This is a genomic window from Streptomyces zhaozhouensis, assembly GCF_900230195.1.
Classification (GTDB): domain Bacteria; phylum Actinomycetota; class Actinomycetes; order Streptomycetales; family Streptomycetaceae; genus Streptomyces; species Streptomyces zhaozhouensis.
This window is the reverse complement of the sequence record NZ_OCNE01000010.1, coordinates 91,476-116,435: the sequence shown is the minus strand read 5'-3', so window position 1 is coordinate 116,435 and position 24,960 is coordinate 91,476. Positions and strand designations below refer to the sequence as shown.

General features: G+C 74.0%; 14 protein-coding genes. 6 read left to right on the top strand and 8 right to left on the bottom strand.

The window, feature by feature from the left end; genetic code table 11:
- The first annotated feature begins 15 nt into the window (after positions 1-15).
- Both CRP51_RS15745 and CRP51_RS15740 read left to right on the top strand, forming a co-directional pair.
- Positions 16-1,299, top strand: coding sequence for a CHAT domain-containing protein (locus tag CRP51_RS15745; protein ID WP_097231830.1), 1,284 nt, complete (start codon positions 16-18; stop codon positions 1,297-1,299).
- Between the two features lie 86 nt (positions 1,300-1,385).
- A complete protein-coding gene (locus CRP51_RS15740; protein WP_097231829.1) occupies positions 1,386-3,608 on the top strand; it encodes an NADP-dependent isocitrate dehydrogenase in 2,223 nt (740 codons plus the stop codon).
- A gap of 73 nt (positions 3,609-3,681) precedes the next feature.
- Here CRP51_RS15740 and CRP51_RS15735 read toward each other — a convergent pair whose 3' ends face one another.
- The 4 genes from CRP51_RS15735 to CRP51_RS15720 form a co-directional block, all read right to left on the bottom strand.
- Entirely contained in the window at positions 3,682-4,962 is a 1,281-nt protein-coding gene (locus CRP51_RS15735) for an MFS transporter (RefSeq protein ID WP_281259661.1), read from the bottom strand.
- A 75-nt stretch (positions 4,963-5,037) separates the two neighbouring features.
- Entirely contained in the window at positions 5,038-5,640 is a 603-nt protein-coding gene (locus CRP51_RS15730) for a TetR/AcrR family transcriptional regulator (protein ID WP_097231828.1), read from the bottom strand.
- A 148-nt stretch (positions 5,641-5,788) separates the two neighbouring features.
- On the bottom strand, positions 5,789-6,469 hold the full coding sequence (locus tag CRP51_RS15725) for a GntR family transcriptional regulator (protein ID WP_097231827.1): 681 nt from the start codon (positions 6,467-6,469) through the stop codon (positions 5,789-5,791).
- Positions 6,470-6,644: 175 nt separating this feature from the next.
- A complete protein-coding gene (locus tag CRP51_RS15720) occupies positions 6,645-7,556 on the bottom strand; it encodes a LysR family transcriptional regulator (protein ID WP_097231826.1) in 912 nt (303 codons plus the stop codon).
- 143 nt (positions 7,557-7,699) lie between these two features.
- Between CRP51_RS15720 and CRP51_RS15715 the strand changes: the two genes are divergently transcribed.
- Positions 7,700-8,734 (top strand): DMT family transporter, encoded by a 1,035-nt coding sequence (locus tag CRP51_RS15715; RefSeq protein ID WP_439333173.1) that lies wholly within the window; start codon positions 7,700-7,702, stop codon positions 8,732-8,734.
- On the opposite strand, the gene CRP51_RS15710 is transcribed toward CRP51_RS15715, so the two are convergent.
- From CRP51_RS15710 to CRP51_RS15700, 3 genes are all read right to left on the bottom strand, one after another.
- The gene (locus tag CRP51_RS15710; RefSeq protein ID WP_097231825.1) at positions 8,656-9,615 is read right to left on the bottom strand and encodes an FAD-dependent oxidoreductase; all 960 of its coding nucleotides are present in this window, start codon (positions 9,613-9,615) and stop codon (positions 8,656-8,658) included. The genes CRP51_RS15715 and CRP51_RS15710 overlap by 79 nt on opposite strands.
- Before the next feature lie 120 nt (positions 9,616-9,735).
- Positions 9,736-10,632 carry a helix-turn-helix domain-containing protein gene (locus tag CRP51_RS15705; protein WP_170970571.1) on the bottom strand — a complete coding sequence of 299 codons (897 nt, stop codon included), beginning with the start codon at positions 10,630-10,632 and terminating at the stop codon, positions 9,736-9,738.
- Between the two features lie 477 nt (positions 10,633-11,109).
- Entirely contained in the window at positions 11,110-11,643 is a 534-nt protein-coding gene (locus CRP51_RS15700) for a flavin reductase family protein (protein WP_342749054.1), read from the bottom strand.
- Positions 11,644-11,962: 319 nt separating this feature from the next.
- On the opposite strand from CRP51_RS15700, the gene CRP51_RS15695 reads away from it, so the two are divergent.
- Positions 11,963-13,261, top strand: a complete 1,299-nt coding sequence (locus tag CRP51_RS15695; RefSeq protein ID WP_097231823.1) for a cation:proton antiporter domain-containing protein — start codon at positions 11,963-11,965, stop codon at positions 13,259-13,261.
- Positions 13,262-13,291: 30 nt separating this feature from the next.
- Here CRP51_RS15695 and CRP51_RS15690 read toward each other — a convergent pair whose 3' ends face one another.
- Positions 13,292-13,864 carry a TetR/AcrR family transcriptional regulator gene (locus CRP51_RS15690; protein ID WP_097231822.1) on the bottom strand — a complete coding sequence of 191 codons (573 nt, stop codon included), beginning with the start codon at positions 13,862-13,864 and terminating at the stop codon, positions 13,292-13,294.
- Positions 13,865-13,967: 103 nt separating this feature from the next.
- Here CRP51_RS15690 and CRP51_RS15685 point away from each other — a divergent pair, with 103 nt between their 5' ends.
- Both CRP51_RS15685 and CRP51_RS15680 read left to right on the top strand, forming a co-directional pair.
- Positions 13,968-14,879, top strand: coding sequence for an alpha/beta hydrolase family protein (locus CRP51_RS15685; protein WP_245880608.1), 912 nt, complete (start codon positions 13,968-13,970; stop codon positions 14,877-14,879).
- Between the two features lie 634 nt (positions 14,880-15,513).
- Complete coding sequence (locus tag CRP51_RS15680) at positions 15,514-24,960, top strand: non-ribosomal peptide synthetase/type I polyketide synthase (protein WP_097231820.1); 9,447 nt, start codon at positions 15,514-15,516, stop codon at positions 24,958-24,960.

The following is a 24,960-nucleotide window of genomic DNA, read 5'->3' as shown; positions in this document are numbered from 1 at the left end:
AGTGGGGTGGGTGCGATGACGGCGAGGTCCGGGGGGCCCGAGGTGGATCTCGGGGTGGTCGAGGGGTGCGACGGCTCCTTTCAGCCGACCGTGCAGCTGAAGTACGTGGACGCGGACGACCTGTATCTGACCTGGCGGTGGGAGCACGCCCCGGACGAGCCGAGGGTGCTGTACTTCGAACGCTCGGCCGTCGCCGGGGTGTTGGCCGAGCTGGCGGCGGCGCTGCCGTCGCCGCTGCCGGGCGAGTCGATCGAGCGGGCGCTGACCAGGTCGCTGGGCGAGGGCCCGCTGACCGACCCGGAGCGGGAGGCGGCGCTGCTCGGCAGGCTGGCCACCGCGTTGATCCCCTACCACCTGGGGCGGGAGCTGGACCTGCTGCTGGAGCGCGGCATCCGCCCGAGGCTGCGGGTGCAGCCCTCGCCCTCCACGGGGCAGGTGCCCTGGGAGGCGCTGCGGGTGGACGTCAGTGAGCGGCTGGTCGAGCACCTGGACGTGTCGGCGCTGCCGCCGGCGACGGTGCGCCACTCCCCCGAGCGCGTCGTCTCGCCGTGGGACCCGGCGGGTCCCGTGGTGGCCGCGCTCGACCCGAGGGTGCCGGGACCGGCGGCGCGCACCGGTCTCGGCTCGGTGCTCGGTCCGGTCGGCGAGGACTCGCCGCTGGTCGCGATGGTCGCGGGGCTGGGCGAGCGGCTGCGGCCCCGGGTCCCGCCTGCGGAGGCGTTCCGCCGCTCCGGGCTGACCAGGGACGTGCTCCAGCCGCTGCTGGCCGACGCGGCCAGGTTTCTCTATGTGGGCCATGTCACCACCGGCGAGCACGGGCTGGACGCGCGGCTGCACCTGGGGTGCGGCGCGGACACCACAGGGCGGGCGGCGCCGCTGGGCGGGCACCGGCCGCTGACGGCGGCCGACCTGGTCCTCGGCCACCGGCCCGAGGCGCCCACGCCGTGGCGGATGCCGAACCGGGTGGCGCTGGTGGCCTGCGAGAGCGGCGGGGAGGTGCGGTTCGCCGAGCCGACCGGGCTGGTCGCCGCCGCGATCCACGCCGGCGCGGAGTACGTGGTCTCCACGCGCTGGACGCTGCCGACGGACGCCGGCGTGCGCAGGTTCGCGCCGGGCGCGGCCCCGGACACCTCGGTGATCGCCCGCGCGGTCCTGGCCGTGGACGCGGCGGGCGACGCGCCCGATCCGGTGGTCGCCCTCAACGACTGGCAGCGCGGGGAGTTGGCGCGCTGGCGGGAGACGGGGGCGGTGGCGCACGCGCCGTTCACCTGGGCGGCGTTCACCACCGCCCATGGCTGAGAGGGCGGGAGCGGCTTCGGGAGCGGAGGGGTGACGGGATATCTTGATGTCGAGCAATGTTGCAGACGTGGAGTGGAGAGCGCCCGGTGACTGACTCGACCGTCATCTACACACAAACCGACGAGGCCCCCGCCCTGGCGACGTTTTCGCTGCTGCCGGTGATCGAGGCGTACGCCGCGACCGCCGGCGTCCGGGTGGAACAGCGGGACATCTCGCTGGCCGGTCGGATCATCGCCAGCTTCCCCGAGCGGCTGGAAGCCGGCCAGCGCATCGACGACGCGCTCGCCGAGCTGGGCGCGGCGGCCCAGACGCCCGAGGCGAACATCATCAAGCTGCCGAACATCTCCGCCTCCATCCCCCAGCTGAAGGCGGCCATCGCGGAGCTGCGCGAGCGCGGCTACGACCTGCCGGAGTACCCGGACGAGCCGGGCACCGACGAGGAGCGCGAGGTACGGGCCCGCTACGACCGGGTCAAGGGCAGCGCGGTCAACCCCGTGCTGCGGGAGGGCAACTCCGACCGCCGCGCCCCCGCCTCGGTCAAGAACTACGCCCGGAACAACCCGCACCGCATGGGCGCGTGGTCCTCGGATTCCAAGACCAACGTCGCGCACATGACCGCCGACGACTTCCGTTCCTCGGAGCGCTCCGCGATCCTGCCGAGCGCCGGTGAGCTGCGCGTCGAGCTGGCGGGCGAGGACGGCACCACCACCGTGCTGCGCGAGTCGGTGCCGGTGCTGGAGGGCGAGATCGTGGACGCCTCGGTGCTGCGGGTCGCGGCGCTGCGGACGTTCCTCGGCGAGCAGATCGCCCGCGCCAAGGCGGAGGGCGTGCTGTTCTCCGTGCACCTCAAGGCCACCATGATGAAGGTCTCCGACCCGATCATCTTCGGCCATGTGGTGCGCGCCTTCTTCCCGAAGACGTTCGCCGCGCACGGCCAGACCCTGGCCGCCGCCGGGCTCAGCCCCAACGACGGGCTCGGCAGCATCCTCAAGGGCCTGGAGAGCCACCCGGAGGGCGAGGCGATCCGGGCGTCCTTCGAGGCCGAGCTGGCCGAGGGGCCCGAGCTGGCCATGGTCGACTCGGACCGGGGCATCACCAACCTGCACGTGCCCAGCGACGTGATCGTCGACGCCTCGATGCCCGCGATGATCCGCACCTCGGGGCACATGTGGGACCCGGCCGGCGAGGAGGCCGACACCCTGGCCGTCATCCCGGACAGCAGCTACGCCGGGATCTACCAGGTCGTGATCGACGACTGCCGCGCCAACGGCGCCTTCGACCCGGCCACCATGGGCTCGGTGCCCAACGTGGGCCTGATGGCACAGAAGGCCGAGGAGTACGGCAGCCACGACAAGACGTTCGAGATCCCGGCCGCCGGGACCGTCCGCGTCGTCGACGCCGCCTCGGGCGACGTGGTGCTGGAGCACTCCGTCCAGCCGGGCGACATCTGGCGGATGTGCCAGACCAAGGACGTGCCGGTGCGCGACTGGGTCAAGCTCGCCGTCAACCGCGCCCGCGCCACCGGCGACCCGGCCGTCTTCTGGCTGGACGCCACCCGCGCCCACGACGCGAGCCTGATCGAGAAGGTCAACGCCTACCTGCCGGAGCACGACACCGAGGGCCTGACCATCGAGATCATGGCGCCGGTCGAGGCCATCGCCTACTCGCTGGAGCGCATCCGCAGGGGCGAGAACACCATCTCCGTCACCGGCAACGTGCTGCGCGACTACCTCACCGACCTCTTCCCGATCCTGGAGCTGGGCACCAGCGCCAAGATGCTCTCGGTGGTGCCGCTGATCAACGGCGGCGGCCTCTTCGAGACCGGGGCCGGCGGCTCGGCGCCCAAGCACGTCCAGCAGCTGGTCAAGGAGAACTACCTGCGCTGGGACAGCCTGGGCGAGTTCCTGGCGCTGGCCGTCAGCTTCGAGCACCTCGCGCAGCGGACGGGCAACGCGCGGGCGCAGGTGCTGGCCGACACCCTGGACCGGGCGACCGCGACGTTCCTCAACGAGAACAAGTCGCCCAGCCGGCGGCTCGGCGGCATCGACAACCGGGGCAGCCACTTCTACCTTGCGCTCTACTGGGCCCAGGAGCTGGCCCGGCAGACCGACGACGCGGCGCTGGCCGAGGCGTTCGGCCCGCTGGCCAAGACGCTGACCGAGCAGGAGGAGACCATCGTCGGCGAGCTGATCGCCGTCCAGGGCTCCCCCGCCGACATCGGCGGCTACTACCTTCCCGACCCCGAGAAGGCGGCGGCCGTGATGCGCCCCTCGGCGACGTTCAACGAGGCCCTGGCCACGCTGAACTGAGCCGGTAGCGGGCCGCGGACGACACCCACCGGGACAGCCCGGGTCCGCCGTCGTCCGCGGCCCTCCCGCCCGGCTAGCGACCCGAGTCGGCCGGGGACGCCCCCCGCAGGGCGTGCGGCGGCTTCGCCGCCGCCGGCGCGTCCTGGGGTGTCCCGCGCCGCAGGTACGGGCTGGCCAGGGCGGGCAGAATCGCCAGAACGGCCAGCACCGCCAGGCCGACGCCGAGGACGACCGGGGCGCGCAGGCCGTACCGGGGGATGAGCGCGGAGCCGACGGCCGAGCTGATGATGACCCCGAGGGTGATGAACGACCCGTGCACGGTGTTCACCAGGGGCGCGGTGCTTCCCGCGCGCTGGACGCGCACCGCCATCGCCGGATTCATCGGGACGCCGACCAGGCCGATACCGAGCACGCACGCCAGCGCCAGCGGCGGAACGTCGGTGAAGAGCGCGAACCCGGCGAGGAAGACGACGCTCAGCCCGGTCCCGACCAGCAGGGTGGAGACCGTGTGGCGGTCGGCCAGCCTGCCGACAGCGAGGTTTCCGACCAGGGTCGCCGCGCCGTAGAGGAGGAGGAGAACGGGCACGGACCCCCCGGAGAAGCCGGAGACCTCGGTGAGGATCGGGGTGAGGAAGCTGAACGCGGAGAACGCCGCGCCGATGATGAGGGTGCTGGAGGCGAGCGCCCACAGGAGCTGCGGGCTGCGCAGCACGGCGAGCTCGGCGCCCGCCGACGCGGCGGGCCGCACGCCGCCGTCCGCCGGTGAGGCGGGGTTCCGCACGACGGCCAGCGTCAGGACGGCGGCGAGCAGGGTGATCGCCGAGATCGCCCAGAACGCGGCCCGCCAGCCGAACCGGCCGCCGACGAACGTCGCGAGCGGCAGGCCGAGCAGGGTACCGAGCATCAGCCCGTTCATGACGACCGCGACCGCTCGTCCGCGCACCTGTTCGCCGACCAGCCGCACGCCCATGGACACCGCGAGTCCGAAGAACGCCTGGGAGGCCGTCCCGCTGATGATCCGGGCCACCACCATCATCGGGTAGCCCGTCGCCAGCGCGGCCATCACGTTGCCGACCAGGAAGACGGCGAACACGATCACGAGCGCGGTCCTGGGCGCGACCCCGAGCAGGGCGAAGGCCAGGAGCGGGCCGCCCACGGCCATGGCTGCGGCGAAGACCGTCACCAGGTAACCGATCCGCGCGATGCCGGTGTCCAGCCCGGCGGCGAGCTGGGGCATGAGCCCCGCGACGGCGAACTCGCTGGTCACCATCGCGAAGACACCGGCGGCGAGGACGTAGACCGTCGGTGGGACCGCCTTCGCCGGGGCGGGCGAGGTGGCTGTGGCTGTGGTCAAGGGACCGACCTTTCTGTACTTGAATATCCAAAACCAGGGCAGGGGAAATCCCGTCGCGGCGCGCGGGCGGCGCGGTCAGCCCAGCAGGGAACGCAGTCCGGCGACGGCGATCCTCCGGAGGGTCCCGGCGTCCGCGCCGGTCTGCGCGGTCACCCGCAGCCCGGAGATCACGGTGTTGACGAGCATCGCGCCGTCACCGGGCCCGAGCGCGGGCGAGACGGTTCCGTCGAGGTGCCCGGCCCGGATCGCGCCCTCCAGGAGGGAGGTCCGCGCCCGCAGGTCGCGGTCGAGGAGGCGCGCCACGCGCTCGTCCCGCGCGCGCAGGTTCGGGCTCATGAGGCTCTGCACGACCATGCACCCCGCCGCGTGACCGCGCTCGGCCGCCTCCCGCTCCTCGGAGATGACGAGATCGACCAGGGAGAGCAGTCGCTCCGCACCCGGCAGCGCCTCGTCCTCCAGGATCGCCGCCTGGAGCCGGGCGATGGTGGAGACGTAGTGCTCCAGGGCGCGGACGAACAGGTCGTCCTTCGAGCGGAAGGTGTTGTAGAGGCTGCTGCGGCGGACGCCCGCCGCCTCGCAGAGCCGCTCCGTGGAGGTCTCGGCGAAGCCGTGGACGCGGAACTCGCGCGCCGCGGCGTCCAGCACCGCGGCCTCGTCGAACATGCGTGGTCGTGCCATGGAGGCGACTCTACCCTGTTCTGGACTTCCAGATCCAAAAACAGGGCCCGCCACGTCCCCTCGCCCCCGGCGGGGCGGCGAGGGACCTGTCCGGCGGGGACTCCGTCCCGGCCGCCGCCACGAGACCCCGCGGGCCGAGGGCCGGCACCTACCGCGATTCCGCGTCCGCGTCGGTGCCCGCCACGCGCATCTGCTGGATATGGGCGCGCATCAGGGCCCGCGCCCCGTCGCGGTCGCGGAGGGCGACCAGCTCGACCAGCCGCAGATGCTCCTCCGCCGCCGCGCCGAGACGCCCCCGCCTGGCCACCGAGGACAGCCCCAGCAGCCGTGTCCTCGCGTGCAGTTGGGAGACGGTCTGGACGAGCGCCGGGTTGCCCCCGTAGGCGAGCAGCGCCAGATGGAAGCGGCGGTCGGCCTCGCTGTAGGAGAGCAGGTCGCCGGCGGCCGCGTGGTCCATGATCCGCTGGGCCATCGCCCGCAGAGTGGCGAGGTGCTCCTCGGGGACGTCGGGGACTATCCGCCAGACCGTGGCCGGCTCGATCAGCAGCCGCAGCTCCACGATGTGGTCGAGGTCGAGCGGGGAGATCTCGGTGACCCGGAACCCCTTGTTGGGCACGGAGTCCACCATGCCCTCCCTGACCAGCTCCAGCATCGCCTCCCGCACCGGGGTCGCCGAGACGCCGAAACGCGCGGCGAGGGCGGGCGCCGAGTAGACCACCCCCGGCTCCATCTCGCCGGAGACGACGGCGGCACGCAGCGCGTCGGCCACCGCCTCGCGCAGGATCTCGCGTCTCCTGACGGGTTGTCGGCCATGCTCGGCACCGGTCATGTCGTTCCTCTTGGCGTTCCCTCGTCACCCGCCGCCCGGCGGGTCGCCGGGAGGCGCCCGGCCGCACGGGCGGGTCAACTGCCCCTGGCTGGTCGGGACGATCTTGCCGCCAACGTGCGGTCCGGGTCGAACAGGAAAGCTACCTTCCGCTCGACAAAGGGGAACTGACACCCCCTCAGCAAGCGTCGACCGCCCCGGCCTCCCGGAGCGCGCCCCGCAGCGCCGACTCCAGCGTCGCCAGCGTCGGCAGCTCCCAGGTCGCCTCGGCCGCCGCCAGGCAGACGGGACGCCCCGGCCCCTGGGACAGCGGACGGGAGACCACCCCCGGATGCGGGGTGCCGAGCGCGAGCGCCGGGACCACGGCGACCCCGAGGCCCGCCGCGACAAAGCCCTGGGCGGTCGGGTAGTCCTCGCTCTCCACGGCCAGATCGGGGCTGAAACCGGCGGCCGCGCAGGCGTCCAGCACCCGCCGCAGACAGGGGCCGACCGGCCACTCCCCCGTCACCCAGGGCTCGCCCGCGAGATCGGCCAGCGCCAACTCCTCCCGTCCCGCGAGCCGATGACCGCGCGGCAGCACCGCGCGGAACGGGTCCTGGGCCACCTGCCGCGACTCCACGCCCGGCATCCTGTCGCCCGGGTCGCGCACGACGAGGGCCGCGTCGACCGCTCCCCTCGCCACCTCGTCGAGCGACTCGCCGGGGTCGTCGAGCCGCAGGGTCACGCGCACGCCCGGGTGCGCGGCACGGAAGGCCGCCAGCGCCGGCGCGACCACGGGACCGCCCGCACTGGCGAAGTAGCGCAACGTCAGACTCCCCGAGCGACCGGCGCGCAGCTCGGCCAACGCGGTCTCGGCGACCGCGAGCTGACGGCTGATCAGTTCCGCGTGCTCGGCGAGCAGCCGCCCCGCGGCCGTCGGCCGGACGCCGCGCCCGACCCGGGCCAGCAGCCGGGTCCCGGCCTGCCGCTCCAGCACGCCGAGCTGCTGGCTGACGGCGGAGGGGGTGTAGCCGAGGTGTTGGGCGGCGGCCGTCACGGAACCGCTGGTCACCACGGCACGGAGCACCTGGAGGCGTCGCACGTCGAGCATGTAGGACAGCTTAACGGTTGCCGGTGAAACATTCGCTTGTTCTTGGCAGTGTGCCCTGCGATCGTCGTTGCCGCCCCCGTTCCCGTCGCCGTTTCCCGCCCCGTCGCCCGTCACACCCCGACCGGCCGCCCAGGAGGCCCGCGTTGTCCTCGCTCACCGCCCGCCACCGAACGACCGCCAGGATGGCCCTGCTGGCACTGCTGTGGGGCTCGGCCTTCCTGTGGATCGACATCTGCCTCGACCACGGTCTCACTCCCGCCCAGATCGCCTTCGGACGCTGCCTGTTGGGGGCGGCGGTCCTGCTGGTGGCGGCCCGCGCGGCCGGGCAGGCGCTGCCGACGTCGGCGGCGGTCTGGGGCCGGCTGCTGGTGGCCGCGCTCTTCTGCAACGCGCTGCCGTTCCTGCTCTTCGGCCTCGGCCAGCGCACGGTGGACTCCGGCGTCGCCGGGGTGATCCACGCGACCACCCCGCTCTGGTCGCTGCTGCTCGGGCTGGCGCTGGGCGCCGAACGGCGCCTGGGCGGCGCCCGGTTGGGCGGGCTGCTGCTCGGCCTGGCGGGAACGGCGCTGCTCTTCGCGCCGTGGCGGGGCGCGACCGGGCTGGTGGGCTGGGGAGCGCTGGCGCTGCTGGGCGCCGCGGTCAGCTACGCGTTGGCCTTCGCCTACATGGCGCGGCGGCTGACGGGCGTCGGCACCGGCCCCGTGGCACTCTCCGCCGCCCAACTGACGGCGGCCACCGCGCTGTCGCTGCCCGGGCTCGCCGCCGGCGGCGCGACGGCCGGCCAAGGGCCGGACGCCAGCGGCCTGTTGGCGCTTCTGGTGCTGGGGACGCTCGGCACGGGGGTGACGTTCCTGCTCAACTTCCGGCTGATCGCGGACGAGGGGCCGACCACGGCCGCCACCGTGGGCTATCTGCTGCCGGTCGTCTCCCTCGGTCTTGGCGCGTGGCTGCTCGCGGAGCCGCTGAGCCCCCGGGTGGTGCTCGGTATGGCGGTGGTGCTGCTGGGCGTGGGGCTGACGAGGGTGGTCCGCCGCACGCCCCCGGAGCGCGACACCGCCGGGGCGACCGGGCGCCCCGGGCCCGCGCCGCGCGCCCCCGGTCAGTCGGGCGGCAGCAGCCCGGCGGCCTCCCGGGCGCAGGCCCAGGAGACGGTCACCCCGCAGCCGCCGTGCCCGTAGTTGTGCACGACCAGCCGGCCGTCGCGGACACGCTCCGCCTCCAGTCGCACGGCGGGCCTGGCCGGCCGCAGTCCGACGCGGTGCCCCAGGACCCGGGCGGTGGCGATCTCCGGATGGATCTCGGCGCAGCGCGCCACGACGCGCGCGGCCAACTCGGGGTCCGGCGCGGTCGCCCAGCGATCGCGCAGCGCGGTTCCCCCCAGGACCAGGCCGAAGGGCTGCGGAAAGAGATAGACGTTCTCCTCCCCGTCGGTCGGCTCGACCACCAGCCACCGTTCGACGCCCGGGTTCTCCACCACGACCAACTGACCCTGGATCGGTCGGAGCTGACGGTCCGGTACCAGCTCCCGGGCGCCCAGCCCCGAGCAGTTGACCACCAGTGGGGCGTCCGCCTCGGCGAGCGAGGTCAGCCGCCGCCGCTCGACCGTGCCGCCGGCCGCGACCAACCGCCGCTCCAGGTGGGCCAGATAGGTCGGCATGTCGAGCAGCGGCATGGTCGCGGCGTAACCGGAACGGTAGCCGCGCGGCACCTCGTCGGGGCCCAACGGGCGGAGCGCTCCGGGAAGTCGGGGCAGCCACCAGGGCGGCACCGGGTCGGCCGTCCGCTGGGCCTTGACCCCCTCGACCAGCCGCACCCCCGTCTCCGCCGGCCGGCGCGCCAGCTCGGTCAGCTCGGGCAGGGTGGCGAACGCCCAGTCGGCGACGCGTTCCCTCGGCTCGGCCAGGTAGGGCTCCCAGAGCGCCCCGGCCACCGCCGAGGTGGTGTGCTCCGGCGCCCGGTCGCTGACCAGCCGCACCGGCCGGCCCGACTCGGCGAGCACCACCGCCGTGGTCAACCCGCTGACCCCGCCCCCGACGACCAGCGCCTCGGCCCGCGCCATCCCCGCCGCCCCCTTCCTCGTCACGTCGTTCGTGCGAGTGTCTCGCCCCCATGGTGCCGCGCGTGCCGCCGTCTGTCGCCCCCCCCGTCCGCCGCGCCGGCAATGACCGTGCGAGGCGCCTCAGCCGGACTGCGGCGCCCGCCCGCCGGCGGCGGCCCGCTCCGGGACGCGGGCGTGCGCGTTGAGCAGCGCCATGCCGAGCGGGGTGAGGGTGTGCAGCGCGCTGTTCAGACGGCGGTGGGTGGTGATGAGGCCGGCGCTCCTGAGCACGGCGGCGTGCTGGCTGGCCGCGGCGGCCGAGACGCCGACGCGGCGCCCGAGTTCGGTGGTGTTGCAGGCGTCCGTCAGGGTCTGCATGATCGCGGCGCGGGTGCGGCCGACGAGCGCGCCCAGCGCCTCGACCGGACTCTCCTCGCTCTCCGTCCACAGCGCGGCGATCTCGGCGGGCGCCAGGACGACCGGGTAGACGAGCGTGGGCGCCGTGGTGCGCCCCGGCGGGTCGACCACGACGGGCGCGCGGCCGTTGAGGAAGAGCGAGGGCGTCAGCAGCAGACCGCGCCCGTCCAGCCGGATCTCACCACCGGAGGCTCCACCGTCGATCCGCAGCACCCCGGACGACCAGGTGACGGCGGGATGCAGCGTGGAGAGCAGCAGTCCGACCCCGCCGCGTTGGAGGAGCCGGCCACGCGCCGAGCAGTCGATCTCCAGCCGGGCGGCGATCCGGCCCCAGTAGGGCGTCAGGGCCACGCCCCGGAACTCCCGCAGCGCGGCGGCCACCCCGTCGCGCCGCCCGGCGCTCTCCAGGGGATCGGCCTCGGCGGCGGCCAGCAGGTCCGGCAGCGACCGCAGCGCGGTCGGCAGCGCCAACAACCTCTGGGCGCGCGGTCCCAGCCGGGCCAGCGTGCGTTGTCGCCACTCGGCGAAGGGGCCGCCGCCCCCGCGTCTCCTGAGCGCGTCGAGGGCGAACGCGGACTCCAGCACCGGTCTCGCCCGCGTGCCCACGGTCGTCGACGCCAAATCGCGACTGCTGAAACGCACGTTAATCCGCTGCCGTTCCATGCGAAATTCCCCCGTCCGCACCGATCCAGTGGGACGAGAGATTACCTCGTTGTTCGAGTGTTGGGTATGGGGGGCGAAACAAACACCTTATCAGAAGGGAGAGTAGGTTAACCCGATAGCTATGACTTCCCAGGCGAAAAGAGACCGAGGGAAACGCCCACTTGCTTTCTTTCCATGGCGAGGCACTGGCCTTGACCGATGCCAGAGGGAACGAGCACGGCGCAGCGGCGGGCGGGCGCGGGACCTACGGCTTGCGCATGTTTCCACAAGCGAAGGAAACACCATCGAAGCGGAATGCCGGCACCCGGAAACAAGACGTGGGTTGCCGTGTGCGCCCACCCCGCAATAACGGGCGGGCGCACCTCTCCGAACGACCCGTGACAAAGGGCGTATTATGGAGGGAGAGGACGGCGGAACGGGCCGGCGGCGCGCCGTTCAGCCGGCAGGCCAGACGGCGTACCGGCGCCGGCCGTAGAGCAGCGGGGCGCGCTCGGCGTCCTCCGCGGTGACGGCGACGACCTTGCCGAAGACGGCCTCGTGGTCGCCGATCGCGTTGTACTGGCTGATCTCGCAGTCCGCCGTCACATGGCTGTCCGCCGGCAGGTGCGGACCGCCGAAGCCCTCGCCCGACCGCCAGGCGACCCGGTCGAAACGGTCGGGGTCGCCGGAGGCGAAGAGTTCGGCGGTGGCGCGCCCGCCCTCGTGGAGCAGGTTGAGCGCGAAGGCGCCGCTGCTCAGCAGGGCGGCCAGGGTGGGGCTCCCCTTGCGCAGGCAGACCAGCAGGGTGGGCGAGGGGGTCAGGGAGACGCTGCATATCGACGAGCAGGTCATCCCGATCGGCCGGCCGTCGGGCTGATAGGCCGTCACGACCCCCACGCCGGTGGGGAATCCGGCCATCAGGGCCCGGAAGTCGTGGGGCGCGACACCCGAGGTGGGCCGAGCGCTGGACAGGGGCACCGTCATGGTCATCTCCGGGTCCTGGGTCGGGTGCGCGGTCACGTCCGTGGGCGGCGCCGGGAGGACGGCCGGAGACGGGCGGAGCCCCGGCCCGCGGCCAGGCCCCACCCGGCCTGGTCAGGAAGGTAACGAGTGCGCCGGCCCGTCCGCGACCTCCTTAAGCGGCCGGTGAAACTCCCTGGTGGCGACGCGCGTTGATGCTCCCCGCGCCGGCGGCGGGCCGGGGTGGTTCGGCCCCCGCTTAAGGGCGTCGATGAGGCGGCGACTCTTCGTCAGAATCGGCCTGCCCGGCGGACGCCGGCGCGCCCGTTCCCCCCGCCCTGGAGGTGCGATGTCCCTCGCTGAGAGTCTGCCGGCCGAATCGGTCGTCATGGCCGATCTGGCGATCGTGCTGCTCCTCTCGGCCGCCGTGGTGCCGTTGGCCCGGCGGCTGCGCCAGCCGCCGGTGGTCGGCGAGATCGCCGTCGGGATCACGCTGGGTCCGAGCGTACTGGGGCTGCTGCCGGGCGACCTTCCCGGACTGCTCTTCCCCGACGACGCGCGTCCGCTGCTCTCCGCGATCGCCCAACTCGGCCTGCTGCTCTTCATGTTCCTCGCCGGCTGGGAGCTGGACCTGACGCGGCTGCGCGGCCGGGGACGCGCGGTGGGCACCATGGCGGGGCTGTCGATGGTGGTGCCCTTCCTGCTGGGGCTCGGCGCGGCGGGGTGGCTGCACTCCTCGTACGCGGGCGACGGCGTCTCCCCCGGCACGTTCGCGCTCTACCTGGGAACGGCGTTCGCCATCACGGCCTTCCCCGTGCTGGCCCGCATCATCCGGGACGGCGGGCTGTCCAGGACGCGGGTCGGCGGCACGGCGATGGCCTGCGCGGCGATCGGCGACGTGATCGCCTGGTGCGTGCTGGCGCTGGTGGTGGCGCTCGTGGAGTCGGGCGGCGGCCAGGGCGGGGGCGAGACGCTCCGGGTGGTCGGGCTGACGGCGGTCTACGGACTGGTGCTCGGCGCGTGCGTGCGCCCGCTGCTGCGACGGGCCGCCGCGCGCGGCTGGTTCGCCGCGCGCGGCACGGTGCTGGCGCTGGTGGTGGCGGGCGTGCTGTTCTCGTCCGTGGCGACGACCTGGATCGGCATCCACGCGATCTTCGGGGCGTTCGCCCTCGGCCTGGTGATGCCGAGAGACCTCGCGCCGTCGCAACGGGAGTCGCTGGAACCGCCGTTGGAGCGCGTCTCGGGGCTGTTGCTGCCGGTCTTCTTCGTGGTGACCGGACTCTCCGTCGACGTCGGCGCGTTGGGGCCGGCCGACGCGGCGGCGCTGGCGCTCGTCGTCGCCGTCGCCGTGGTCGGCAAACTCGCCGGCGCCACCCTCCCGGCACGCGCGCTCGGCATGGGCTGGCGCGAGGCGACGGTCTTCGGCGCGCTGATGAACACCCGGGGGCTGACCGAGCTGGTGGTCCTGGAGATCGGTCGCCAGTTGGGGGTGATCAGCGCCGAGCTGTTCACCATGATGGTCCTGATGGCCGTTCTCACCACCGCCATGGCGGGCCCGGTCATCCACCGCCTCGCGCCCCCGGACGCCCCCGGCGCTCCGCCCACCGCCGAGCGCCCCCTGGCGACCGCCCCGGCGGACACCGCCTGAGCCCCCGCGCGGGCGGGCCGGCGCGCCCCCTCACGCCGCCGCGCGACGGCAGCCGACCAGGAGGGTGGCGACCATGTTCCGGGCGTCGGACCGGTCGTAGTCGGGACCGGTGATGCAGAGGTTCCCGATGGCGCGCATCAGCGTGTAGGCGGTGAGGTCGGGGCCGACCTCGTCGGCGGCGACGCAGGCTTCGAGCAGCGAGGCGCAGGCCGGGACCAGGGTGTCGAGCATGAGGGCGTGCAGGTTCTCCAGCCCCGGGTCCCCGGCCCCGAGGGCGGCGCCGAGGCCGTGCTTGGTCACCAGGAACTCCACGAACGCGTCCACCCAGCACGTCAGGGCGCTGTACGGGGAGGCCGACTCCTCCAGGAGCCGGGGCGCGAGTGCGGCGCACGTGTCGATCTGGTGCCGGTAGACGGCGGTGACGAGGTCCGCCCGGGTCGGGAAGTGGCGGTAGACGGTCCCGACGCCGACACCGGCGCGTTCGGCGATGTCCCGGACGGGGGCCTGGACGCCCTGGTCGACGAAGACCGCCGCCGCGGCCGCCAGCACGGCGGCGCGCGTCCGCCGCGCCTGCTGCTGACGCACTCCGGTCGTTTCCGGCACGGGGCCTCCCTTTACTCGCGGAACACTGTTCCGCTAAGTTGGCGGAACATCGCTCCGCCAAAGTATGGCAGGGCGTTCTTCCGCGAGAAAGCGCAGGCCCCCCTTGTCCTCCATCGCCCTCGACCGGCCCGTCACCGCCGTCAAGCCGATCACCGTCCCCGCCCCCGGCCGCGCCGTCGGCCTCGCGGTGAAGGTCACCGCCCCGCTCTCCGGACGGAACCTCCCCGTCCTCGTGTTCTCCCACGGCAACGCGTGGTCCATGGACGGGTACGAACCCCTCGTCGACCGGTGGGCGGCCGCCGGGTTCGTCGTCGTGCAGCCCACCCACCTGGACTCCCGCCGCAACGGCATCGGGTGGGACGACCCGCGCTTCGCCACCGTCTGGCGCGTCCGGATCGCCGACCTGCACGCGGTTCTCGACGGTCTCGACGACATCCTGCTCCGGGCGGGCGACCTCGGCCCCCGCACCGACCGGGGCCGCCTTTCCGTCGTGGGCCACTCCTGGGGCGCCCAGACCGCCGGCGCGCTCCTGGGCGCGCGCGTACTCGACGCCGACGGGGTTCCCGGCGAGGACTTCTCACACCCCGCGGTCTCGGCCGGCGCGCTCCTCGCCGCGACCGGAACGGGCGAGACGCTCACCCCGTTCGCCGCGGAACACCTGCCGTTCATGAGGCCGGACTACTCCACACTGACCGCGCCGACCCTGGTCGTCGCGGGCGGCAGGGACCAGTCCTCGCTCTCCACGCGGGGACCGGAGTGGTTCACCGACGCCTACCACCTCAGCCCCTCCCCGATGAGCCTGCTCACCCTCGCCGAGGGCGAGCACACCCTGGGCGGCCTCGCCGGCGAGAGGGTCGCCGAGACCACCGACGAGGACCCCGCCCGCGTCGCCCTCGTCGCCGACGCGGTCTCCGCCTACCTCCTCGACGCCCTCAAGGTCGACACCGACCCGTGGGCCGCCCTCACCGATGCCGCCGCGACCGGTGACGGCACGTGGAGCATGACCAGCAAGTAACCCCCGAGGGGCCGCGTACCGCCGCCCCTCCGCGCCGACCGCACCTCAGGGCGTGGTCGGCGCACTCCCCTTTCCGGGCACCGGCTCCTTTTCGACACCGGGGGCGACCGGCGCGGGAAAGAAGAAAAACGATCGGAATCCGGTGCCGGTCGAGCATTTCTCACCGGAATGCGTGCGCGTTCTCCGCGCACGCGGCAACCCCGAAAGAAAAAGGCGCAGACACGTGCGCGGGAGCGTCGGCACCGCGCGTTTCGGGCCCTCCCGCCCCGCGGCGAAAAAGAATCGCAAACACTTTCCCCTGTTCGCCTGTTCGTGAGGTGGCGCACGCACGTGCGCCCCCAGGCGCTCCCCGTGGGCGGCAGCATCGTCGCACGTCAGAGGCATCCGGGCGGAGAAATGCGCCGGCGAATTCACCGTGCGCCGGCGCGAGCCGATGACTCTGTTCACCTCACCACGGAAACACCGCGCCTTTACGATGAGGGCACACGATCACATCACCTCACGACCAGAGGAAAGTTCCGTCGGACAATTCCGGTTCTTTTGGCGTGTTGTCTTCGCGTGCCGCATCGCGTGAGGACAAGCGGTCCCCCCTCCTCCGGCTGACCCACCTCCGCGTCATCCCCGAAGGATCACCATGGAGAACTCGCTCCCCGTCCCCTCCTCCTCCGAGCCCGAGCGCGATCACGACCCCGAATCCGACAGATTCGCCATCGTCGGCATCGGCTGCCGCTTCCCCGGCGGGGCCAACGACCACCGCTCCTACTGGCGCAACCTCCTCGAGGGACGCGACTGCCTGACCCCCACGCCACGCGACCGCTACGACGTGGCCACCCTGGGCAGCGCGGACCGTTCCAAGCCGGGCCGGCTGGTCGGCGGGCGCGGCGGGTACATCGACGGTTTCGACGCCTTCGACCCCGCCTTCTTCGGCATCAGCCCCCGCGAGGCCGCCCAACTCGACCCGCAGCAGCGCAAGCTCCTCGAAGTCGCCTGGGAGGCGCTGGAGGACGGCGGCCAGCTCCCCGGGCGGCTCGCCGGCACCGAGGTGGGCGTCTTCGTCGGCGCGTTCACGCTGGACTACAAGATCCTGCAGTTCGCCGACCTGGACTTCGAGACCCTCGCGGCCCACACCGCGACCGGGACCATGATGACGATGGTCTCCAACCGGATCTCGTACTGCTTCGACTTCCGGGGCCCGAGCCTCTCACTCGACACCGCGTGCAGCTCCTCGCTGGTCGCGGTGCACCTGGCCTGCGAGAGCCTGCGCCGGGGCGAGACCGGTCTGGCGCTGGCGGGCGGCACGCTGCTGCACTCGGCACCGCAGTACACCATCGCCGAGACCAAGGGCGGCTTCCTCTCCCCCGCCGGCCTCTCCCGGCCCTGGGACGCGTCGGCGGACGGCTATGTGCGCGCCGAGGGCGTGGCATTGGTGGCGATCCGCCGGCTGTCCGACGCGTTGGCCGACGGCGACCCGATCCACTCCGTGATCATCGGCAGCGGCGTCAACCAGGACGGGCACACGCCCGGCATCACCGTTCCCAGCGCCGACGCCCAGGTGCGGCTGATCGAACGGGTCTGCGCCGGGGCGGGGATATCCCCCGGCGACCTCCAGTACGTGGAGGCGCACAGCACCTCCACGGCGGTCGGCGACCCGATCGAGGCCGCCGCGCTGGCCCGCGCGCTGGCCATCGGCCGCCCGCCGGCCGGGTCCGGCCGGCCGGGGGCGGAGCCGCCCTACGTCGGCTCGGTCAAGGCCAACATCGGGCACACCGAGTCGGCCGCGGGAGTCGCCGGGCTGATCAAGACGGCGCTCGCGCTGAAGAACGGCGTCATACCCCCGCAGATCAACCTCGACCGGCTCAACCCCGAGATAGACGGCGCTTCCCTGCCCTTCCGCATCCCGACCGAGCCCACCGCGTGGCCGGCCCACACCGGACCCGCCAGGGCCGGGGTCAACGCCTTCGGCTTCGGCGGCACCAACGCCCATGTGCTGCTGGAGGAACCCCCGCGCCGGACGCCGCCCGCCACGGCCGAGGAAGCCCGCCCCGCCTACGCCGTGCTGCCGTTGACCGCCCGCGCCGACGAGGCGCTGCCAGAACTGGCCGGCGCCGTGCGCGCCGAGCTGACGGGTGGTCAGGTCGGCGACGTGGCCTGGACGTTGGCGCACCGCAGGGAGCACCTGGACCGCCGGATGGCCGTCGCCTACTCCTCGCCCGAGGAACTGGACGAGGCGCTGGCCGCCGCGGCACGCGGCGAGCCGCACCCGCTGGTGGCGACGGGCCAGCGGCGCGAGGGGCTGTCCGGACGACTGGTCTGGGTGTTCACCGGCATGGGCCCCCAGTGGTGGGCCATGGGCCGCCGGCTGTACGCGGAGGAGCCGGTCTACCGGGAGGCGATCGACCGCTGCGACCGCGCGTTCTCCCGGCTCGTCGACTGGTCGCTGCGGGACGAGCTGCTGGCCGAGGAGAACGCGTCCCGGATGGCGGAGACCTGGCTGGCCCAGCCCGCCAACTTCGCGCTCCAGACGGCGCTCGCCGCACTGTGGCGCTCCCGGGGCGTCACCCCCGACGCGATCGTCGGCCACAGCACGGGTGAGATCGCCGCGTTCCACGAGGCCGGGGTCTACGACCTCGCCGACGCCGTCACCGTCGCCGTGCACCGCAGCAGGCTCCAGCACCGGCTCGTCGGCACCGGCCGGATGCTCGCCGTCGGGCTGCCGCAGGCCGAGGCCGCCCGCCGCGCCCGGCGGTACGACGGCCGGATCGACCTGGCCGCCGTCAACAGCCCCGGCTCGGTGACCCTCGCCGGGGAGGCCGAGGCGCTCGCCGCGCTCGCCGGGGAGCTGGAGGCCGAACGCGTCTTCGCCCGCTTCCTCGACGTGGACGTGCCGTACCACAGCGCCCAGATGGCGGCCATCGAGGGCGAGTTGCGCGAGACACTCGCCGACCTCAAGCCGCGCAGGGCCCAGGTGCCGCTGTACCTCACGGCGTCGCCCGGCGCCGTGGCGCGCGGCGAGGAACTGGACGCCGGCTACTGGTGGCACAACGTCCGCGACACCGTCTGGTTCCAGGCGGCGGTGGACCGGCTGGTGGACGACGGGTTCGAACTCTTCCTGGAGATCGGCCCGCACCCCGTCCTCGGCCACTCCATCCGCGAGTGCCTGGCACGCCGCGAGGTGAGGGGGCAGGCGCTGCCCTCCATCCGCCGCGGTGAGAACGAGCCGGAACGGTTCGCCCGATCGCTCGCCCAACTCTTCACGCTGGGCGTGCGGATCGACTGGCACGCGCTCCACCCGTCGGGCCGACCCGTCGCGTTGCCCGCCTATCCGTGGCGCCACGAGCGGTACTGGACGGAGCCGTCCCCGGTCGCCCGGGTGCGGCTCGGGGAGCTGGACCACCCGCTGCTCGGCCGCCGGCTGGCGGGGGCCTCCCCGGCCTGGGAGGCCGCGCTCGACCTGGAGCGGGCGCCCTATCTGCGGGACCACCGGATCGAGGGCCGGGCCCTCTTCCCGGCCGCCGGCTATCTGGAGATGGCGGCGCAGGCGGTGCGCGCCCTGACGGGCGGCACCCACACGGCCGTCGCCGACCTGGAGCTGCGCAAGGCGCTCTTCCTCCCGGAGGAGCGGGTCACCAGGACGCGGCTGACGTTCGCGCCCGACTCCCCGACGTTCCACGTGGTCTCCACGGGCGGCCCCGAGCCGACCACGCACGCCACCGGCACCGTGCGCAGCGGCCAACCCCGGCCGCTCGCACCGCCGTTGGACACCGAACGGGTCCGCGGCTTCCGTCGGGAGGCCGGGGAAGAGGTCTACGCGCGGTTGGCCGGGCACGGCTACCACTACGGCCCCGCGTTCCAGGGCATCGAGGAGCTGTGGCGGGGGCCAGGCGAGGCGCTGGCCAGGCTGCGGCTGCCGGCGGCCGCCGGGGCCCGCCGTGCCGCCGAGGGCGAGGAGACCGCCGAGGAAGTGAGCGGCGGGGTGGACCACCAGCTGCACCCCGTGCTGCTGGACTCGTGCTTCCAGGCGCTGCTGGCGCACGCGCTCGCCGACGAGCCGCCGCGGGAGGGCGGCGCCGTCCGCCTGCCGGTGGCCATCGACGAGGTGCGGCTCACGCCGGCCGGCGACCAGCCGCTGTGGGTGCGGGTGGTGGTCACGGAGGCCACGGACGAGCTGCTGGTGGGCGACCTGACCGTCTACGCGGACGACGGCGACCCGCTGGGCGCGGTGACCGGCTTCCGCGCCGCCGACGTGGAGCGGGCCGCCGGAGCGGTCGGGACCGGCACCGTCGACGGCTGGCTCTGCGCCCCTCGGTGGGACGAACTCCCGCCGCTCAACGGCGAGTCGGTGGGCAGCCCCGGGCGGCTGCTGGTCTTCGCCGACGCGCAGGGCGGGGTCGGCGACGCGCTGGCCAAGCTGGTCGCCGAGCGTGGCGGCCACTGCCATCTGGTGCGTCCGGGGCAGGTGGGGCGCACGGACCTGATGGCCGGCGAGTCGACGCTGGTACCGGGGTCGGCCGAGGGGCTGGCGCGGCTGCTGGCGGAGGCGGGCGGCGCCTTCGACGCGGTGGTCGACCTGTGGGCGTTGGACCAGCGCGGTCCCGAGACCGGCGCCGCCGTCGCGCGCGGGGCGGCCGAGGGGCCGTTCGCGCTGGTGGCGCTGGCGCGCGCGCTGCTGGACGAGGGGCGCGCCGGGCGGCTGCACGTGGTGACCAGGGGCAGCCAGGCGGTGCGCCCCGGTGACCCGGTGGCGCCCCTGGGGGCGCGCGCCTGGGGCGTGACCCGGGTGCTGCGCTACCAGGAGCTGACGGAGTGGCCGGGGCTGCTGGTGGACCTGGACGGGGCGGGCGCGGTCGGCCCCGGGGAGGAGGCCGATGCGCTGCTGGCCGAGCTGCTGGCCGGCCCCGAGCAGCGCGCCGGGGACGAGGTGGCGCTGCGCGGCGGGCGGCGGTTCGGCTGCCGGCTGGCCCCGGCCGAGCTGACCCGGCCGCTGCCCCTGCGGCTGCGGGCCGACGGCTGCTACGTGGTGACGGGCGCCTTCGGCGCGCTGGGCCGGCTGCTGTGCCGGACGCTGGCGGAGCGCGGGGCACGCCGGCTGGTGCTGCTTGGCCGCTCCCCGCTCCCGGAGCGGTCGCGTTGGCGGGAGCCGGGCCTCGACCCGCGCACGGCGGAACGGGTGGGCTTTCTACGCGAGTTGGAGGCCCTGGGGGTGCAGGCGACCCCGGTGACGCTGGACCTGACCGACGAGGCGGCGCTCGGCGCGTGGCTGGAGGGACACCGCGCGGCGGCGCTGCCGCCGATCCGGGGTGTCTTCCATCTGGCGGGCGAGGTGCGGGACACGCTGCTGCCGGGCATGGACCGGGAGACGTTCGGCGCGGTGCACGACCCGAAGGTGCTGGGCGCCTGGGCGCTGCACCGGCGGCTGGCCGACGAACCGCTGGAGCACTTCGTGCTCTTCGCCTCCGTCGCCGCCTGGCTGCCGACGGCGGGCCAGACCAACTACGCGGCGGGCAACGCGTTCCTGGACGCGCTGGCCCACCACCGCAGGGCGCTCGGGCTGCCGGCGCTGAGCGTGGACTGGGGTCCGTGGGCGACCGGCATGATCGAGGAGCTGGGGCTGGTCGAGCACTACCGGCAGGCCAGGGGCATGACCTCGCTGTCGCCGACGGCCGGGATGGCGGTGCTGGAGCGGATCATCGGCCAGGACGTGGCGCAGCTGCTGGTGGCGACGGTCGCGGACTGGCCGACGTTCCTGTCCTGGTATCCGGCGCCGCCGCCGCTGGTCGAGGAGCTGGCCGCCGGCGCGACCGTGTCCGAGGGGGCGTCGACGGCCGGGCAACCGGGTGCCTTCGTCGAGGAGTTCGCCGCTGCCGGGGAGGCGGAGCGGGAACGGCTGCTGGGCGAGCGGTTCGCGTCCGTGGTCGGCGCGGTGCTGCGGGTGCCGGGGGAACGGCTGGACGACGGGACGGGCCTGAACCTGCTGGGCCTCGACTCGCTGCTGGCGATGGAGCTGCGGGCCAGGCTGGGCGCCGAGTTGGGCGTGACGCTGCCGGTGGTGGCGCTGCTCAGCGGCTCCACGGTCGGCGAGTTGGTCGGCCAGCTCCGGGAGGAGCTGGTGGCACGGCTGGCCGAGGGCGCCGACGGCGGGGGCCAGGCGGCCGTCGAGGTCTTCACCGACCCGGAGCGCTACCCGCTGACGCAGAACCAGAAGGCGCTGTGGTTTCTCAAGCAGCTCGATCCGGACGGCTTCGCGTACAACATCGGCGGCGCCGTCGAGGTGCGGGCCGAGCTGGACCCGGCGCTGATGCTGGAGGCGTTCCGCCGGCTGCTGGCGCGCCATCCGCAGCTGCGGGCCAACTTCGTGGTGGAGGACGGGAGTCCGGTGCAGCGGATCGCGCCCTCGGCGCGGGAGGACAGCGCGGTCTTCGACGTGGGAGACCAGCCGTGGGAGGCGATCTACCGGCTGATCATCCGCGAGTACCGCAAGCCCTACGACCTGGAGCGGGACCCGCTGGTCCGGTTCAGGCTGCTGCGGCGGGCCGACGACCGGTGGATCATCACCAAGGCGGTCCACCACATCATCTCGGACGCGATCTCGACGTTCACCTTCATCGAGGAGCTGCTGGCCCTCTACGAGGACCTCAGGCGCGGCGGGCCCGGCACGCTGCCGGAACCGACCACCCACTACCTGGACTTCCTCAACTGGCAGAACGCGTTCCTGGCCGGCCCCGAGGCCGAGCGGATGTACCGCTACTGGCGGGAGCGGCTGCCGGCGGGGACGCCGGAGCTGGCGCTGCCGACCGACCGGCCGAGGCCGGCGGTGCGCACCCACAACGGGGGCTCGGAGTTCTTCGAGCTGGACGAGGCGTTGAGCGCCCGGGTCCACGAGCTGGCCAGGGAGCACAACACCACGGTGTTCATGGTGCTGCTGGCCGGGTACTACCTTCTGCTGCACCGCTACGCGGGCCAGGAGCGGATCGTGGTGGGCAGCCCGGTGACCGGGCGGACCCAGGAGGAGTTCGGCTCGGTCTACGGCTACTTCGTCAACCCGCTGCCGCTGGCGCTCGACCTGTCGGGTGAGCCGACGGTCGCCGAGCTGCTGGAGCGGGTGCGCACGGTGGTGCTCGGCGGACTGGACCACCAGGAGTACCCGTTCGTGCTGCTGGTGGAGCGGCTGGGGCTGCGCCACGACCCGAGCCGGTCGGCGGTCTTCCAGGCGATGTTCATCCTGCTCCACCACAAGGTGGCGACGGAGAAGTACGGCTACCGGCTGGAGTACATCGAACTCCCCGAGGAGGAGGGTCAGTTCGACCTGACGCTGTCGGCGTACGAGGAGGCGGCCGACGGCCGGTTCCACTGCGTGCTCAAGTACAACTCGGACCTGTTCCTGCCGGAGACGGTGGCGCGGATGGCGGGTCACTACACGCGGCTGGTCGAGGAGCTGACGTCGGCGGGCGCCGAGCGCTGCGCCACCTCGCTGCCGATGTTGGAGCCGGCGGCACGGCTGCGGCTGCTGGGCGAGTTCAGCGGTGCCGACGCCGCGACTTCGGTGGCCGGCAGGGCGGTGCCCGAGCTGGTGCGCGAGTGGGCGGTCCGCGAGCCGGACCGGACGGCGGTCACGCTGCCGGACGGCTTCGGCGCGGCGCGCGACCTGAGCTACGGGGAGTTGGTCCGGCGGGCGGACGCCCTGGCGTCCCGGCTACGGGAGCTGGGTGTCGGGCGCGGCTCGGCGGTCGGGCTCTGCCTGCCCAAGTCGCCCGAACTGCTGGTGGCGTTGCTCGCGGTGTGGCGGGCCGGCGGCGCCTGCGTGCCGCTGGACCCCGGCTATCCCGCGGGACGGCTGGCGACCATGGTGACGACGGCGGGCGTCGACGTGACGCTGGTCGGCGAGACGGCCCCGGAGGGGCTGCCGGGCACCACGGCAGCGCTGGCGGCGCTGGAGTCGGGGCCCGCGGGCGACGCGGGGCCGGCCGGCGGCACGGACGAGGGGCACGCTCCGGAGGACCTGGCCTACATCGTCTTCACCTCGGGCTCCACCGGCCGCCCCCGCGCGGTGGCGGTCACCCACGGCAACCTGGCGTCGGCGTACGGGGGTTGGCGCGACGCCTACCGGCTGGAAAGCGAGGTCTCGACCCATCTCCAGTTGGCCTCGCCCTCGTTCGACGTGTTCTTCGGGGACGTCGTGCGGGCGCTGGGCTCGGGCGGGCGGCTGGTGCTGGTCGAGCGGGAGCTGCTCTTCCAGACCGAGGCGCTGTACCGGACGATGCGTCAGCAGCAGGTCGACTGCGCCGAGTTCGTGCCCGCGGTGGTGCGGACCCTGGCGGGCTACTGCGAGTCGACCGGTCAACGGCTCGACTTCCTGCGGCTGCTGGTGGTCGGCTCCGACTCCTGGAAGATCGGCGAGTACCGCAGGCTGGTCGCGCTGGCCGGCCCCGGCACCCGCGTGGTCAACTCCTACGGTCTGAGCGAGGCCACCGTCGACAGCTGCTGGTTCGAGGGCCCGACCGACGGCATGGACGAGCACCGGATGGTGCCGATCGGGCGGCCCTTCCCGGGCTCCACGCTGTGGGTGCTGGACGAGCGCGGCGAGCCCGTGCCGCCCGGCGTCACCGGTGAGCTGTGGGTCGGCGGCGGCGGGGTCTCCCTCGGCTACGTGGGCGAGCCGGAGCTGACCGCCGAGCGGTTCAGGTCCGATCTGCTGGGCGACGGCCGGCGGCGCTACCGCACCGGGGACCTGGCCACCTGGGACGCGGACGGGCTGGTGTGGCTGCTCGGCCGCGCCGACGCCCAGCTGAAGGTGCGCGGTCACCGCATCGAACCGGGCGAGATCGAGGCCGAGTTGCTCGCCGCTCCCGGCGTCGCCCAGGCGGTGGTGACGGTCCGCGCCGACGCGGCCGGCGAGTCGGCGCTCTGCGCCTACTGGTCGGCGACCGCGCCCGACGGGGAGCGCGCGCCGGAGGCGGCGCCGGACGAGGCGGCGCTGCGCCGCCGGCTGGCCGCCGCGCTGCCGACCCAGTTGCTCCCGGACCATCTGGTGGAGGTGGAGCGGCTGCCGCTCACCCCGAACGGCAAGGTGGACCTGGCCGCGCTGCCCGCTCCGGCGGCCGGCGGGGACACCGTGCCCTACGAGGCGCCCGAGACGCTGTACGAGGAGCGGATGGCGGCGCACTGGCGGCGGCTGCTGGGCGTGGAGCGCGTCGGGCTGCACCACGACTTCTTCGCCGTGGGCGGCAGCTCGGTGCGGCTGATCGAGCTGATCCACGCGCTCCAGGTCGAGTTCCGGGTGACGATCCCGGTCAGCCAACTGTTCAAGGTGACCACGCTGCACGGCATGGCCGAGACCCTGGAGGCCGTGGTCACCGGCCGGTTGGGCGAGTCGCACCCGTGGCTCGCGTTCAACGCCGAGCGGGAGCCGACGCTCTTCTGCTTCCCGCCGGCCGGCGGGCACGGGCTGGTCTACCGCCGGCTGGCGGAGCAGTTGCCGCAGTGGCGGCTGGTCGGCTTCAACTACCTGGCCGGCGACGACAAGGTGGCACGGTACGCCGACCGCGTGGTCGAGCTGTCCCCGGACGGCCCGCTGGACCTGCTGGGCTACTCGCTGGGCGGCAACCTCGCCTTCGAGGTGGCCGGGGAGCTGCGGGCGCGCGGACGGACGGTGCGCCGGATCGTGATCGTGGACTCGCCCCGGCAGGCGGCGGCGTTCCCGATGACCGAGCAGGTGCTGGACGCGTTCGACGACGAGCTGCACGACCATCTGCGGCGCCACACCGGCTCCCGCGAGGTGGCCGAGGAGACCCGCCAACAGGCGCGTGACTACCTGGAGTTCGCCAGTCGGACGCCGAACACGGGGACGGTGGACGCCGCGTTGACGGTGATCAGCGAACGCGACAACGAGGAGCTGTACGCGCCCGGCGGCGGCGGCAGTTGGCACGGCGCGACCACGGCCACGTCGGTCGTGCTGCGCGGCTCGGGCAGCCACGCCGAGCTGCTGGACGCCGGCTGGGTGGAGCACACCGCCGCGCTGGTGCGCTCCGCCCTGACCGACACGTCGACCGACTCGCTGACCGGCTCCGACCACGCCCCCGCCTGA

Coding starts and splice junctions, on each gene's coding strand:
- CRP51_RS15710 (WP_097231825.1), bottom strand. CDS start 9,615: ATGGCGCGGGCCGAGGCGCTGGTCGTCGGGGGCGGGGTCAGCGGGTTG.
- CRP51_RS15695 (WP_097231823.1), top strand. CDS start 11,963: ATGTCCCTCGCTGAGAGTCTGCCGGCCGAATCGGTCGTCATGGCCGAT.
- CRP51_RS15720 (WP_097231826.1), bottom strand. CDS start 7,556: ATGCTCGACGTGCGACGCCTCCAGGTGCTCCGTGCCGTGGTGACCAGC.
- CRP51_RS15730 (WP_097231828.1), bottom strand. CDS start 5,640: ATGGCACGACCACGCATGTTCGACGAGGCCGCGGTGCTGGACGCCGCG.
- CRP51_RS15680 (WP_097231820.1), top strand. CDS start 15,514: ATGGAGAACTCGCTCCCCGTCCCCTCCTCCTCCGAGCCCGAGCGCGAT.
- CRP51_RS15700 (WP_342749054.1), bottom strand. CDS start 11,643: ATGACCATGACGGTGCCCCTGTCCAGCGCTCGGCCCACCTCGGGTGTC.
- CRP51_RS15745 (WP_097231830.1), top strand. CDS start 16: ATGACGGCGAGGTCCGGGGGGCCCGAGGTGGATCTCGGGGTGGTCGAG.
- CRP51_RS15725 (WP_097231827.1), bottom strand. CDS start 6,469: ATGACCGGTGCCGAGCATGGCCGACAACCCGTCAGGAGACGCGAGATC.